This window comes from Pseudomonas sp. GL-R-19 (genome assembly GCF_019956375.1).
Lineage (GTDB): Bacteria > Pseudomonadota > Gammaproteobacteria > Pseudomonadales > Pseudomonadaceae > Aquipseudomonas.
In genome coordinates, this window is sequence record NZ_JAHBDJ010000007.1 from 24,017 (window position 1) to 39,055 (window position 15,039).

Sequence of the window (15,039 nt, forward strand, 5' to 3'; positions counted from 1 at the left end):
TTAGCTGTCCAGAGCGTTGGGAGCAACGATGTTGTGAAGCTTCATCCAGCGATATAGGGTCGGGCGCGACATGCCGAGCTCGCGTGCCGCGGCGCTGACATTCCAGCGCTGCCTGCGCAAGCAGTCCTCGATTTCGCGTGCATGGGATGTCTGTCGTTCCTGTACGGGAGCCGAACTCCTGGCCTGTTTTTGATTGACGCTCGGCAGGCATTCTTCGGGCAGGTCGTTCACAGTGATTTCATCCGTCTCCGCGGTGGCCAGCGCGTACTGCAACGCATTGCGCAGCTCGCGGATATTGCCTGGCCAGGCGTAGCCGAGGAGAGCACTCATGGCGTCGCCCCGGATTCGTGCGGGACGTTGGCGCTGTTCACAGAGCTCTCTGAAAATGCGTTCTATCAGGTAGTTCTTGTCGGCCCGTTCGCGCAGCGCCGGCAGGCGCAGGATCGCGCCATTGAGGCGGTAGTAGAGGTCTTCGCGAAACTCGTTTCGTTCAATCAACTGCCGCAGGTCGCGGTGACTGGCCGCGATGACGCGGATATTGACCTTGATCGGTTTTTCGCTGCCCAGTGGCATCACTTCCTGCTCGGCAAGCACGCGCAGCAGCCGCGTCTGCAGATGCAGCGGCATGTCACCGATTTCATCGAGGAAGAGTGTGCCGCCATCGGCCTGCTGGATCAGTCCTCGCATACCCTTGCTGCGTGCCCCGGTGAAGGTGCCTGGCTGGTAGCCGAAGAGTTCGCTTTCTATCAATGACTCAGGCATTGCCGCGCAGTTGATGGCGACGAAGGGGGCCTTGCGCCTGTTGCTGCTGTCGTGCAAAGCGCGGGCAAGGCGTTCTTTGCCGGTACCGGTTTCGCCATTGAGCAGCACGTTCAGCGGCTCGTTGCACAGTCGCTTGGCACGAGCGAGCATCTTGCGCATGGCGGGGTCGTCGTCGGAGAGCTCATCGAGCGGGCAGCGTTCCTCACTCGAACGTTGAGCTTGAGGGGCAACGGGCGTTCGGCTGGGCTCCATCAACGCGGCAAAGAACAGGGCGTTTTGACGGTGGGTACGGAAGGCGCGTACCTGGTCGGGGCTGGCGCGGGGGATGCTGAAGATGTCTTCAGGTTCGCAGTCGAACAGATCCTGGATACCGATCCGACGCGCCAGTGCCGAAGGCCGCTCCGGCAACTGCAAGCCACATTCGGCGAGCAGTACACGGGCCGCGGTATTCGCCGCCAGGAGGCTGCCATCCCCGGCAATCGCCAGCAGGTACTGGCGATTGATCAGGACGAACTCGCGGGAACGGTCGAAGCAGAGGATATGAGCTTCACGGTAGCGGCGCAGGAAGTAGGCATCCTCGATCATTCGTGCGTACTGCTTGACCAGTTGCAGGGCGAATTGCTGGGAGTCCTTGGACGGTGGTGAATTCAATGCCGAGATATCCAGCACGGCCAGCAGCTGCCCGTGGGGATTGAATATGGGCACTGCGGTGCAGGTCAGGGCGATGTGATGGGCGCTGAAATGATCATGGTGGTGGCAGGTCAGCGGCAGTTGCTCCTTGATACAGGTCCCCACCGCGCAGGTTCCTGCGTGGTTCTCGCTCCAGTCGGCGCCGAGGTACAGGCCGGTCTTGCGATGCGCCGCCTCATCCAGTGGATCGCCGAGGAACTGCACGGTGATCCCCCGGCTATCGGTGAGGAGAATGACGTACCCCAGCTCGGCGATGTGGCGGTACAGCTGCTCGACGCCTGCACGGGCCACGTTGATCAGCTCGTCCGCGTGGTCCTGGTGTTCGCGCAATACCTGACGCGGAACAAACCGCGGTGGTGCGGGCTTGGCCGGATCCAGACCGTAATCCTGGATACAACGCTTCCAGGACCGGGTGATGATGGATTCGTGCCCAGCGCTATCGCTGGCGTAGGACAGCACAGTGTCGATGTGCAGGCTGGGGGTCGAAAGGGTGCTCATGCGGCCTCCCGGGCACGGGATGAGGGGTCCGTGACGATCTTGTTCTTGTTTGGCATCAGCACGTGGGGGGCGGGCTGGCACGGTTGCAATCACATTACGAGTTTAGCCCTGCGCTGTCACTTCCCTCGTTGATGCGGCTGGAGCACCGCCAGAAGTCCGGTAAAGGGTCCCCCTTTTTGTTGGCGGTGCCCGGCAATGCCGTCGCTGCGATCTTTCACTCAGTTCAGGTATCGCCAGCCTTTACGTATGTAAAAGGCCTGGACGGATGCTTACAGGTGTAAAGCCTTCGCTTTACAGGTCATGCTCGAAAGATGTTTTTTGATTTCTAAAAAATCATTTAAAAACAGCAGGTTAAGATTTGTTTTTGGCATTGGCACACAAGTTGCCCCTTCACTGCCGAAGGGGCCGAAAAGGCACCCGGACTAATAACAATAACGTCGGCCACACCTGTTCCCACCTTACAGGCGTGCCGGCAAAAGCCTGGAGCTCTGCCATGCATGACTCTTCACCCCTGAGTGGCCCTCTGAGCCGTCGGCGCTTCCTCAGTCTTTCGGGGCAGTCGGCCCTGATCATCGGCGCTACCGCCGTTTTCAGCCAGCTCATTCCCGTCACCGCCATCGCCGACGACGTGTTGCCCCGGTTGCCCGCCGGGCTGCTGCAGATGGGGCGCGATATCTATCCCCATGACCGGCTCGGCGATGCACCGTATGCCAAGTCGCTGGTCGAGCTGCTCGGTAAACACCCGGACCTGGTCAACGATGGCTTGAAGGCCCTGCAGGGGCGAGCCCGCACCACACAGGGTCGGCCTTTCGAAGAGATCGTCAGCGAGGACGATCGCGTCGCTCTGCTTCGCGAGATCGAGACCACGCCGTTCTTCCGCGAAACCCGCAGTGCGCTGATGTTTGGCATCTACGACAACAAGACGCTGTTCCCACTGTTTGGCTACGAGGGCTCGTCGGTGGAGAAAGGTGGCTATATCGCGCGTGGCTTCAACGACCTCGACTGGCTCTGATCAGCCTTCTCTTCGCGGCTCCATCCATTCCAACAATGAGGGTTAACCCCATGGCAGCGAAATACTCCCAGGACGACAGCGATGTCGTCGTCATCATTGGCTCGGGCGCCGGCGGCGGGACCCTGGCTCACGCCTTGGCCAAGCAAGGAATCCGTACCGTGGTGCTGGAAGCCGGCAAGCGTTACGAGATGTCCGACATCGAAAACGATGAGTGGGCCATGTTCAACAAGATTTCCTGGCTCGACAAACGCATCGCCACCGGCGGCTGGGACGTGGCGCGCAACCACCCGAACCTGCCGGCCTGGATCGTCAAAGCGGTGGGCGGCAGTTCCGTTCACTGGGCCGGCGTGGCCCTGCGTTTTCGCGACTTCGAGTTTCGCATGCGCACCGAGAACGGCGATATCAAGGGCGCCAATGTGCTGGACTGGCCAATCAGCTATGAGGAGCTGGAGCCCTGGTACGTCAAGGCTGAGAAGCACATGGGCGTGACCGGTCCAAGCACCGGAATGCCTTATCACCAATGGCACAACTCCTTCAAGGTCCTGGCCACAGGCGCCCAACGCATTGGCTACAAGGAAATCCAGTCCGGCCCCATGGCGATCAACACGCAGCCCTATGACAGTCGTCCCGGTTGCATGCAGATCGGCTTCTGCATGCAGGGCTGCCGCGTCGGCGCCAAGTGGTCGACTCTCTACACCGATATCCCCCGCGCCGAGGCTACCGGCAACTGTGAGGTGCGTCCGCAGAGCATGGCGCTTCGCATCGAACATGATGCCCGCGGCCGAGTCACCGGGGTGGTTTACGCCGACGCCGAGGGCCACCAGCAGCGCCAGAAGGCCAGAGTGGTGTGCGTGGCCGGTAACTCCATCGAGTCGCCGCGCCTGTTGCTCAACTCCGAGTCCTCGATGTTCAAGGACGGCCTGGCCAACTCCTCCGGTCAGGTTGGGCGCAACTACATGTGTCACACCACCGCGGGCATCTACGCAGTGCTGCCCAAGCCGATTCACATGTATCGGGGCACCACCTGTGCCGGAATCATTTCCGACGAGTCGTACAACAACACTTCGCGGGGCTTCGTCGGTGGCTACCGGCTGGAAATCCTGTCCCTCGGCCTGCCGTTCATGTCTGCCTTCCTCGATCCGACCCCGCAGGGCTGGGGGCGTGCCTTCGCTTCGCGGATGGAGCGCTACGACCATATGTCCGGCGTGTGGTTGTGCGGTGAGGACCTGCCCATGGAGAGCAACCGCATCACCCTCCACGGCGTCGAGAAGGACCAGTACGGCCTGCCCGTCCCGGTGGTGCACAAGGACGACCATGCCTTCGACACCGCCATGCGTAATCACGGTGTGGAGCAGACCCGCAAGTGCTACGAGGCGGTCGGTGCCACCGAGGTGATCCGCCTGCCGTCTTACCCGGCCAGTCACAACATGGGCACCAACCGCATGAGCGCCAAAGATTCCGACGGCGTGGTGAACAAATGGGGCCAGAGCCACGACATCCCCAATCTATTCGTCTCCGACGGAAGCCAGTTCACCACCAGCGGCGGGCAGAACCCGACCCTGACCATTGTCGCCCTGGCCTTGCGCCAGGCCGAGCACATCGGCGCGTTGATGAACCAGCGCGCCCTCTGAGGAGGCAATCCCATGACCACGCCCAGCAAAGCCCAGCGACTCTGGATGCTCGAGCAGATGCTCGTCAGCCGTTACCTGGAAGAGTCTATCGAACGAATCTACATGGAAGGCAAGACGCCTGTATTCAACATGGCCAATGGGCCAATTCCCGGTGAGATGCACCTGTCCAACGGCCAGGAGCCTTGCGCCGTCGGTGTCTGCGCCCACCTCGCGGTGGAGGACATCGTCACCGCCACTCACCGCCCACACCACATCGCCGTGGCCAAGGGCGTAGACCTGGACGAGATGGTCGCCGAGATCTTCGGCAAAAAGACCGGCCTGTCTGGCGGCCGCGGCGGCCATATGCACCTGTTCGACGCACGGGTGAACTTCTCCTGCTCCGGCATCATCGCCCAGGGCATGGGCCCTGCGGTCGGTGCTGCGTTATCGCGCCAACTACAGGGTAAGTCCGGAGTCGCCGTGGCCTACCTGGGTGAAGGCGCAGCGAACCAGGGAGCCTTCCACGAAACCCTGAATCTGGCCGCGCTGTGGAAGCTGCCGGTGGTCTTCGTCATCGAGGACAACGCCTGGGGCATCTCGGTGGCCAAGGCCTCTTCGACTGCCATCGAGCGCAACTACCTGCGTGCTGCCGCTTATGGCATGCCCGGCGTGTTCGTCCCGGGTAACGATGCCGATGCCATCTTCGCCGCGGCCGGTGAGGCCATTGCTCGGGCCCGTGCCGGTGAAGGGCCGAGCCTGATCGAGATCGAAACTCACCGCCTGGCCGGCCATTTCATGGGTGACGGCGAAACCTACCGTCCTGCCGGCGAGAAGCAAGCCTTGCTGGCAAAGGACCCGATTCCGGTTTACCGCCAACGCCTGTTGGATCTGGGCGTGCTGGACGAGGTCGGCGCCGCCGCCATTGAAGAACGTGCCCGGGGACGCGTCGACGCCGCGGTGCAGTTCGCCCGCGACAGTGCCTATCCGGCACCGCAAGAAGCTCTGGAAATGGTGTTCGTGTGAACGGAGCCCGCCACAACAACGACAAGAAGGAGATCGACATGTACCGACAACCAACGATGAAGGCCGCAGTTTGGCATGGCCGACGCGACATCCGCCTGCAGGACGTTGCCTGCCCGCCGCAACCTCAGGCGGGCTGGGTGCAAATCCGTGTGCAATGGTGCGGCATCTGTGGCTCGGACCTGCACGAATACCTGGCTGGGCCGGTATTCATTCCCACTGATACCGCCCATCCACTGACTGGCCTCAAAGGGCAGTGCATTCTCGGCCACGAGTTCTGCGGCGAGATTGTCTGCGTGGGGGAGGGGGTTCAGAACTTTGCAGTAGGTGAGCGTGTGGCCGCCGATGCTTGCCAGCATTGCGGCAAATGCTGGTTCTGCCAGCAGGGCCAATACAACCTGTGTGAGAACCTCGCCTTCACCGGATTGATGAACAACGGTGCGTTCGCTGAACTGGTCAACATCCCGGCAAATCTGCTGTACCGCCTACCGGAAGGTTTCCCTGATGAGGCCGGCGCGCTGATCGAACCTCTGGCGGTTGGCATGCACGCGGTGAAGAAGGCCGGCAGCCTCCTCGGCCAGACTGTGGTGGTAGTCGGCGCTGGAACCATCGGTCTGTGCACCATCATGTGCGCCCGTGCCGCGGGTGCGGCCCGGATCATCGCGCTCGAAATGTCCACGGCGCGCAAGGCGAAGGCGCTTGAGGTGGGGGCCACCGAGGTGCTTGACCCCAGCCAGTGCGATGCCATTGCTTCGGTGCGCGAACTGACAGATGGATATGGTGCCGCGGTTTCCTTCGAGTGCATCGGCCACAAGAGCACTGCCAAGTTGGCTATCGATGTCATTCGCAAGGGCGGGCGCTGCGTGATGGTGGGCATCTTCGAGGAGCCCAGCGAATTCAACTTCTTCGAAATCGTCGCCACCGAAAAGCAGGTCATTGGCGCCTTGGCCTACAACGGTGAGTTCGCCGATGTCATCGCTCTGATCGCCGACGGCCGCCTGGACGTCACTCCGCTGATCACCGGGCGGATCGAACTGGAACACATCCTCGAGCAGGGCTTCGAGGAGCTGGTTAACAACAAGGACCAGAACGTGAAGATCATCGTCAGGCCGTTCGCGCCTGCCGCTGCCCGTCACTGATCCCATCGACGGAGGAAACGAGACATGTCCGCAACAATCAAAGAACGCAAACTCACCGTCGCCCGCGCCATGGCCGAGGCGATGGCCCAGGAAATGCGCCTCGACCCACGCGTCTTCGTGATGGGCGAGGACATTGGCCAACTCGGCGGGGTGTTCGGCAACACCCGTGGCCTGCATGAAGAATTCGGCAGCGCGCGCATTCGTGATACGCCTATCTCGGAAACCGCCTTCATCGGCGCGGCCGTGGGCGCGGCCTCTGACGGCATGCGTCCGATTGTCGAACTGATGTTCGTCGACTTCTTCGGCGTCTGTATGGACGCGATCTACAACCTGATGGCGAAGAACACCTACTTCTCCGGCGGCAAGGTCAGCGTGCCCATGGTGCTGATGGCATCCACCGGTGCCGGCTACTCCGACGCCGGGCAGCATTCGCAGTGCCTTTACGGCACCTTCGCTCACCTGCCAGGCATGAAGGTGGTGGTGCCGAGCAACGCCTACGACGCCAAGGGCCTGATGACCGCCGCCATTCGTGATGACAACCCGGTCATCTACCTGTTCCACAAGTCGCTGCAGGGCATGGGCTGGCTGGGTACCGAAAAGGGCGCCACGGTGGCTGTACCGGAGGAACCCTATACCGTGGAGATAGGCAAGGCGAAGACGGTTCGCGAAGGCAGTGATGTCAGTATCGTCAGCCTGGGTGCCGGTGTGCATCACGCGCTGCGCGCTGCCCGGCAGTTGGAGCAGCAGGGTGTCAGCGCCGAAGTGGTGGACCTGCGCAGTCTGGTGCCGCTGGACCGTGAGCACGTCATCGCCTCTGTGCGCAAGACCGGCCGACTTATCGTTGTCGACGAGGACTACCACAGCTTCGGTGTGAGCGGCGAAATCATCGCTAGCGTCGTCGAACACGACATCGGGATGCTCAAGGCGTGCCCGCAGCGAGTGGCTTTCCCCGACATTCCGATTCCTTTCACACCGCCTATGGAGCAATGGGCGCTGCCTTGCGCAGCAAAGATCGTTGCGGCCTTCCAGAACCTGAAGAACGAGGAATAACAACATGTCCAACTCAATCCTGATTCCCGCCGACCTCTGGGAAGGCGACGCCGAAGCCGTGATCACCTCCTGGCTGGTCAGTGATGGCGCCGAAGTTGGCCAAGGCGACCTGGTGGCAGAAATCATGTCTGAAAAGGCCCAGTTCGAGATCGAGGCACCGGCTTCAGGCGTGCTGAAAATCCTCGAAGAAGAAGACGCGGTGGTCGCCAAAGGCGCGACCATCGGGTTAGTGGAGTGAGCCATGGGGCACATACAGAATGTTGCTGCCCGTACCGGTAGCACCGTGCTCTTGAAAGGCATGCGAAAAATGATCGCTGCGAAGATGAGCGAAAGCTTGCAGACTGCAGCGCAACTGACTCACCACGCTGAATGCGAGTTGACCAACCTGCAGGCGAAACGGGCGCAGCTGAAGGCTGCGGGTAGCCAGGTATCGCTCCAGGACCTGCTGCTGTATGAGATCGTATGTTCCCTGAAGAACCATCCGGGACTCAACGCAACCCTGCAGGATAACCAGATCACGCGGCATGGTTCGGTGCATCTCGGTCTGGCGATCCCGCTGCCGGACGATCTGCTGGTGGCGCCCGCACTGTTCGATGCCGACCAACTGGATGCGCAGGGCTTGGCATTTGCACGCCGGGCCCTGGTGGACAAGGCACTGTCCGGGAAGCTCTCGGTGAAGGAGCTGACGGGTGCCACGGTGACCGTGACCAACCTGGGGCTGTCGCGGGTGCGTTTCTTCACGCCCATCCTCAATGTCCCTCAGGTGGCCATTATCGGGCTGGGAGGCATCCAGCGTCGCCTGCAACGAGGCGCTGATGGTTCGTTATCGGAGCGCGACTTCATGGGTCTTTCGCTGACCTTTGATCACCGGGCCGTGAACGGTGCTCCTGCCGCAGACTTCCTCGATGATCTGTGCCAGCGAATCGAAGGGGTAGAGCCACCATGAGCCGGATCTGGCGCGTCATTGTCGAGGCCGGCCTGGAGGCTGAGCGAAAAAGGCTGAGGACGAGTCGATTTCCTTAAGACAATCCAGCCGTGCGGACGTTTGAAAAGCGTCCGCTTTTGGCTGTGGATTCATCCGGTCTGTGCGATGGGCGTCCGCATCGGTGGCTAGCCGAATTGGACAGTACCGGACATTTGAATGAGTTTTACGTGCGGGAAGTACTATCAAGTGATCCGCCGAATCCAATGATTGCCTTGGTCTCCAGGTATTCCTCCAAGCCGTAGACACCATACTCACGACCATTACCAGAACGTTTATAACCACCGAATGGAGCCATTGGATTCCAGGCGGGGTAATTCAGAAGCACTTGTCCCGCGCGGATACGAGAGGCCACTGCACGCGCTAGATCAAGGTCCTGAGACTGAACATGGGCGCTCAGGCCGTATACCGTATCGTTTGCGATAACGACCGCCTCTTCGATCGTTTCATACGGAATAATGCACAGCACCGGTCCGAAAATTTCTTCTTGGGCGATGCGCATTGCCGTATCTACCTCGGAGAATACTGTCGGTCGAGTGTAGAAGCCCTTTTCAAAACCCGGCACACGTCCGGGTCCGCCGCAAACGAGTTTTGCACCCTCACTCAGGCCTGCCTCGATCATGGCTTGCACGCGATTGAACTGGGCCTCGTTGGCAATGGGACCGAGCACCGTAGCTTCCGATTGCGGATCACCCACGATGATCGCATTGGCGGTTTCGGCTGCCAGCGATTCAACCTCCGCCAGCCGGTCCTTAGGTACGATCATTCGTGTTGGGGCGCTGCACGATTGTCCGACGTTGCGGAACGCCGACATCACGCCCAATGGAACGGCTTTGGCAAAGTCGGCGTCGGGAAGCAGAATGTTCGGGGATTTGCCTCCCAATTCTTGCGTGACGCGCTTCACCGTATGGGCGGCCGCCTGTGCGACCAGCGCGCCCGCGCGGTTGGAGCCGGTAATCGAAATCATATCGATATCAGGGTGCGCAGCCATCGCTGCGCCGACCTCGGATCCACTTCCGTTCACGAGGTTGAAGACGCCTGGTGGAAGGCCAGCGTCGTGGACCAGTTGTGCAAAAAGCAGGGCGCTCAGAGGCGACAGTTCGCTTGGTTTGAGGACCACAGTGCACCCGGCAGCAATAGCCGGGGCGACTTTCGCGGCGATTTGATAAAGCGGCCAGTTCCACGGAGTGATGAGACCGCAGACGCCTATGGGCTCGCGTTCAATCGCGGTTCCACCTTCAACCGTCTGGAAACGATAAGTGGACAGGAGGTCGCGGGCGACCCGAACGTGTTCGGCCGCGAGAGGCACTTGCATTGCCCGGGCGGAACCGATGGCAGCGCCCATTTCGAGAGAGAGGGCCTGCGCGAGCACTTCTTTTCGCTCAAGGATGAGCTCATGGATCTTTCCAAGGACAAGCGCGCGCGACTCTGCGCAGGTAGCAGACCAACCAGCAAATGCTGCACGCGCCGCAGCTACTGCCCGATCAACATCCTCGGCGGAGCCTTGCGCGACCTGCGCAACGACCTCTTCAGTTGCCGGATTGACCACCGGCAAACTTGCCGGGATTGCCGGGGAAGACCAACAGCCATTGATATAAAACTTGTGAGACGTTTGCGGATCAACGCTGTAGCTATTCGAAGATTGTATTGTCATCCAACTGGCTCCCTTGAGCGGTAATAGGCACTGCAAGCAGCAGAGGGCGGTCTGGCTCATGACCCTGCAAGGCCGCTGAAACATAGATCAAGCCGAACGTGGAAATCACCAGAACATCGCCGTGGCGACCAGGACATCGCTATGCCGCGTCTTCTCAATAAGCTAACAAAGCGTGCCAGATGAAATGTGCTGTTCTTGAGGTTTGCAAGGGAGAATCTGCCGTATCTGTCAGGCTGACTTTGTATGAGCGCAAGTTGACCCGATTTCGTCAGAAACCTTGCTGATAGACAGCTCAAGGAGACCATTACCGGTCAGTGCGGTCGCAGGCTCATCGGTGGCGGTGGTGGGCCATATAGATAAGCAGGAAGGGACGTGGTGCTGCATCGTGCAATGCGCCGCCTTTGTAGAGCTGTCACGACGCGTACAGATGTTGCTTTGACCGGTATGTCACACCTATCGCCAATAGAAGCAAGGTTGTCCCCAAACGCATTGAAGTCTTGCCTGGCCCCGCCTCACCTCGCAGCACAATCAGCGGGCGCGAGCTCAGCGAATGCCCCCGTTCTCCTTTCGCCAGTCATGAATACTGCCGCACATTGCGTTGTGCGTGGCTTGCCAGCGCACTATAAAAGCCCGCAAAGGCGTAGAAACAGGGGGGGAGCGCCCGGGGCTGGAGCATCCCGCAAAGTCTGCTGAGCAAGCCCTGCAAAACGGTGGTTTGTACCAAGCAGCCTATACTTTTAACAGTTTATGCATGGTCTCTTGGTGTTGTAATAAATCCGTGATGCAGCGTTGCTCCGATGCTTCCAGAGCGGAGTAACTGCTTGCCCCGTCATGACCTCAACCATCATTAAGGACCGCACTCATGAGCTTTCTTCGACCCAAGTTTATTACCTTTGACTGCTATGGCACGTTGACCAACTTTCAAATGGGAAACATGACGCGCGAACTGTTCGCCGATCGTGTCCCTTTTGAGCAAATGGATCAGTTCGTCAAGGACTTTGCCGCCTATCGTCTGGATCAGGTGATGGGTGACTGGCGGCCATATGATGAGATCATCAAAACCGCTCTGGCGCGCGTCTGCAAACGTTGGGGTGTCGAGTACCGGGGTGAAGGCCAACTCTACTACGACGCCGTACCGACGTGGGGGCCACATGCCGATGTACCGGCCGGCCTTTCGAAGATCGCCGACAAAATCCCCCTGGTGATTTTCTCCAATGCCAGCGACAGCCAGATCATGTCCAACGTCGACAAGCTCGGCGCGCCGTTCCACAAGGTCTTCACCGCCGAACAGGCTCAGGCCTACAAACCGCGTCTGGCGGCGTTCGAGTTCATGCTCGACAACCTCAACTGCGGCCCGGAAGACATCCTGCATGTGTCCTCCAGCTTCCGTTACGACCTGATGCCGGCCCACGACATGAAGATCAAGAACAAGGCCTTCGTTGCTCGTGGTCACGAGCAGCCAGCGAATGCGGTCTATGGCTACCACCAGATCCCGGATATCGGCGCATTGCCCGGGTTGGTCGGTCTCTAAGTCTCAAGGCACTCTTCAAGGCAAAAGGGGTTAGACATGGGCAGTGAGTCCTATTGGCTCGATACCGCACCGCAATTCACCGGTGCACAGCTCGGCGCATTGCCCGGGCAGGTCGATGTGGCCATCGTCGGTGGTGGTCTCACTGGCCTGGCCGCGGCCCGAGCCCTGGCCTTGAAGGGGGCCAGTGTGGTGGTACTGGAAGGCGGGCGAGTGATTGGCGAGGCTTCGGGGCGTAATGGTGGTCACTGCAGCACCGGCGTTGCCCAGGACTACGCGGCACTCAGCGCCAGCCTCGGCGCTGATAAGGCGCGTGCTTATTACCAGGCCTATGAAAGCGCCGTACAGAGCGTCGTTTCATTGGTGGAGCAGGAGCAGATTGCCTGCAATCTCACGCGTAATGGCAAGCTCAAGCTGGCCGCCAAGCCGATGCATTACGAAAGCCTGGCGCGCACCTGCGAGTTGATTCGGCGAGAGGTGGATGCCGATGTCGAATTGCTGTCCGCGCAAGAGGCCCGTGCTGAAGCCAACTCGGTGCAGTTCCATGGAGGCATGCTGCAGCGCAACGGCGTGCAGATGCACGTCGGGCGCTTCGGTGTCGGGCTGGCCGAAGCGGCGGCACGTCATGGCGCATCGATTTTTCAGGGCGTGACAGTGACGGACTGGAAAGCCGGAGCCGGCGGCTATCAGGTCAACACCACCAAGGGCTCGCTACACGCCACGCAGGTTCTGCTGGCCACAGGCACGTGCCAGCAGGGCGGATTGGGCTGGTATCGGCGGCGGATCGTGCCGGTGGGCAGTTTCGTGATCGCCACGCAGGTGCTACCGCAGGCCCTGATCGACAGCTTGCTACCGGCACGGCGCTCCTATGTCACCAGCCGCATGATCGGTAACTACTTCCGCCTGACGCCGGACAACCGCTTGCTGTTTGGCGGTCGTGCCCGGTTTGCCATGTCCGACAGCATTTCCGACGCCAAGAGCGGCAAGGTATTGCAGGCGGCGATGGTCCAGATGTTTCCGCAACTGGCTAGCGTGAAGATCGACTACTGCTGGGGTGGTCTCGTGGATATGACCTCCGATCGGTTACCCCGCGCCGGGCAGCATGGAGGGGTTTATTACTCCATGGGCTACAGCGGTCATGGGGTGCAAATGTCGGTGCACATGGGGCAGGTCATGGCCGAGGTAATGGCTGGCAAGGTCGAGGCCAATCCGTGGCGCGAACTCGATTGGCCGGCGATTCCCGGGCATTTCGGCAAACCCTGGTTCCTGCCTCTGGTGGGAGCGTATTACCGCCTGCAGGACTACCTGCACTGAGTTCATGTGGTTGCTTCTCATTTTTACGTTTCAATCACGCTGCGCTTAATCGCCAGCACTTGAGCCTTATCATTTGCGAAAGGTTGGACTGACATGACTGACGATAAAAAGAATATCGACTCCCAGTTGATCACCGGTGAAGAAAGTCTGCGTGTTTTTGAAGGGCTCAATCGCGGCATGTCACGCCGCAATGCGTTGCAAATGCTGGGGTTGGCAGGGGTGGCCGCAGTGGGGGCTGGCAGTCTGTTCGGCGCCGCTGGCAAACTGTTTGCCGATGATGAAGGTGCAAGCCCTGGCAAAGGCAAGCCCGGCGGTCGTATCCGCGTCGCAGGCTCGTCCAGTTCCACCGCCGACACCCTGGATCCAGCCAAAGGTTCGTCGTCCACCGACTACGTGCGCCATTACATGTTCTACAACGGCCTGACCCGTTTCGACAGCCATATGGTGCCGCAACTGGAGCTGGCCGAGCGTATCGAAACCACTGACGCCACGCTCTGGGTGATCAGCCTGCGCAAGGAAGTGACCTTCCACAACGGCAAGCCCCTGACCGCCGCTGACGTGGTGTTTTCCCTGTTGCGGCACAAGGACCCGATCACCGGCTCCAAGGTCCTGCCGCTGGCGTCGCAGTTCGCCGAGGTCAAGGCCGTCGGCACGCACGAAGTGCAGATACAATTGAGCGGCCCGAATGCTGAATTGCCGTCGGTTCTTGCCATCTCTCACATGTTGATCGTTCCCGAGGGTACGAGCGATTTCAGCCAGGGCATCGGTACCGGCCCGTTCAAGGCCAAGGAGTTCAAGCCAGGGGTGCGTTCGATTGGTGTGCGCAATTCCAATTACTGGAAACCCGGCTTGCCCTATCTGGACGAGATCGAATTTATTGCCATTGCCGACGAGTCGTCACGGGTCAACGCCCTGTTGTCGGGCGACGTACACATCGTCAACGAGGTTAACCCGCGTTCAACGGTTCGCATCAAGGGCAGCACCAGGCATCAGGTAGTGGACTCGCCGTCGGGTAACTACACTGACCTGATCATTCGTCAGGACCAGCTGCCAGGCCAAAGCCCGGAATTCACCCAGGCCATGAAATACTTGCTGGACCGCGAGCAGATCAAGTCGGCGATTTTCCGTGGCTACGCCAGGGTCGGCAACGATCACCCGATCGCACCCGGTGCGCGCTTCTTCAACGCCGACCTGCCACAACGTGCCTACGATCCGGAAAAAGCCAAGTTCCTGCTCAAAAAGGCCGGCATGGAAAGCATTACCATGCCGCTGATGTGCTCGCCGGCTGCGACCGGTTCGGTGGACATCGCCGTGCTGCTGCAGCAGTCAGCCAAACAGGCGGGGCTCAAGCTCGACGTCAACCGCCTGCCGAGCGATGGCTACTGGTCCAACCATTGGGCGAAGCACCCGCTGAGCTTTGGCAACATCAATCCGCGGCCCAATGCCGACATGCTTTTCTCGCAGTTCTTCCAGTCGACAGCACCCTGGAATGAGTCCGGCTGGAAAAACGAACAGTTCGACCAACTGTTGGTACAAGCCCGAGGTGAAACCGACGAGGCCAAGCGCGGCAAGATGTACGCAGATATGCAAACCCTGGTGCATGAGCACAGCGGTATCGGCGTGCCGGTGTTCATCAGCAACATCGATGGCGCCGATCAGCGAGTCAAGGGCTACGGCACCAACCCCCTGGGCGGTTTCATGGGGTACATGTTTGCCGAGCAGGTCTGGCTGGACGCTTGATGAAAGTCGGGTTTTTGCTGCAGCTACATTGCATGAGGAT

At 60.2% G+C, this 15,039-nt stretch carries 12 protein-coding genes; 10 read left to right on the forward strand and 2 right to left on the reverse strand.

What is annotated here, in order from left to right:
• Entirely contained in the window at positions 1-1,950 is a 1,950-nt protein-coding gene (locus tag KGA83_RS04115) for a sigma-54-dependent Fis family transcriptional regulator (RefSeq protein ID WP_223528589.1), read from the reverse strand.
• A gap of 493 nt (positions 1,951-2,443) precedes the next feature.
• Between KGA83_RS04115 and KGA83_RS04120 the strand changes: the two genes are divergently transcribed.
• From KGA83_RS04120 to KGA83_RS04150, 7 genes are read left to right on the forward strand one after another with little or no spacing between them, the layout of a single operon-like run.
• Positions 2,444-2,962, forward strand: coding sequence for a transcriptional initiation protein Tat (locus KGA83_RS04120; protein WP_108219373.1), 519 nt, complete (start codon positions 2,444-2,446; stop codon positions 2,960-2,962).
• A gap of 50 nt (positions 2,963-3,012) precedes the next feature.
• Entirely contained in the window at positions 3,013-4,593 is a 1,581-nt protein-coding gene (locus KGA83_RS04125) for a GMC family oxidoreductase (protein ID WP_223528592.1), read from the forward strand.
• A 12-nt stretch (positions 4,594-4,605) separates the two neighbouring features.
• Positions 4,606-5,595 carry a thiamine pyrophosphate-dependent dehydrogenase E1 component subunit alpha gene (locus tag KGA83_RS04130; protein ID WP_108219371.1) on the forward strand — a complete coding sequence of 330 codons (990 nt, stop codon included), beginning with the start codon at positions 4,606-4,608 and terminating at the stop codon, positions 5,593-5,595.
• Between the two features lie 56 nt (positions 5,596-5,651).
• The gene (locus KGA83_RS04135; RefSeq protein ID WP_223528720.1) at positions 5,652-6,731 is read left to right on the forward strand and encodes a 2,3-butanediol dehydrogenase; all 1,080 of its coding nucleotides are present in this window, start codon (positions 5,652-5,654) and stop codon (positions 6,729-6,731) included.
• A 24-nt stretch (positions 6,732-6,755) separates the two neighbouring features.
• Positions 6,756-7,781 carry an alpha-ketoacid dehydrogenase subunit beta gene (locus KGA83_RS04140; RefSeq protein ID WP_108219370.1) on the forward strand — a complete coding sequence of 342 codons (1,026 nt, stop codon included), beginning with the start codon at positions 6,756-6,758 and terminating at the stop codon, positions 7,779-7,781.
• Positions 7,782-7,785: 4 nt separating this feature from the next.
• Positions 7,786-8,019, forward strand: coding sequence for a lipoyl domain-containing protein (locus KGA83_RS04145; protein WP_108219369.1), 234 nt, complete (start codon positions 7,786-7,788; stop codon positions 8,017-8,019).
• Between the two features lie 3 nt (positions 8,020-8,022).
• On the forward strand, positions 8,023-8,727 hold the full coding sequence (locus KGA83_RS04150) for a 2-oxo acid dehydrogenase subunit E2 (protein ID WP_223528595.1): 705 nt from the start codon (positions 8,023-8,025) through the stop codon (positions 8,725-8,727).
• Between the two features lie 202 nt (positions 8,728-8,929).
• Here the strand turns inward: KGA83_RS04150 and KGA83_RS04155 are convergent, their stop codons facing one another.
• On the reverse strand, positions 8,930-10,417 hold the full coding sequence (locus KGA83_RS04155; protein WP_223528598.1) for an aldehyde dehydrogenase family protein: 1,488 nt from the start codon (positions 10,415-10,417) through the stop codon (positions 8,930-8,932).
• 862 nt (positions 10,418-11,279) lie between these two features.
• Between KGA83_RS04155 and KGA83_RS04160 the strand changes: the two genes are divergently transcribed.
• The 3 genes from KGA83_RS04160 (at position 11,280) to KGA83_RS04170 (ending at position 14,999) form a co-directional block, all read left to right on the forward strand.
• Entirely contained in the window at positions 11,280-11,948 is a 669-nt protein-coding gene (locus KGA83_RS04160) for a haloacid dehalogenase type II (protein ID WP_108219366.1), read from the forward strand.
• Positions 11,949-11,984: 36 nt separating this feature from the next.
• Positions 11,985-13,259 (forward strand): NAD(P)/FAD-dependent oxidoreductase, encoded by a 1,275-nt coding sequence (locus KGA83_RS04165; RefSeq protein ID WP_108219365.1) that lies wholly within the window; start codon positions 11,985-11,987, stop codon positions 13,257-13,259.
• Positions 13,260-13,352: 93 nt separating this feature from the next.
• Positions 13,353-14,999, forward strand: a complete 1,647-nt coding sequence (locus KGA83_RS04170) for an ABC transporter substrate-binding protein (protein WP_108219364.1) — start codon at positions 13,353-13,355, stop codon at positions 14,997-14,999.
• Positions 15,000-15,039: the final 40 nt, after the last annotated feature.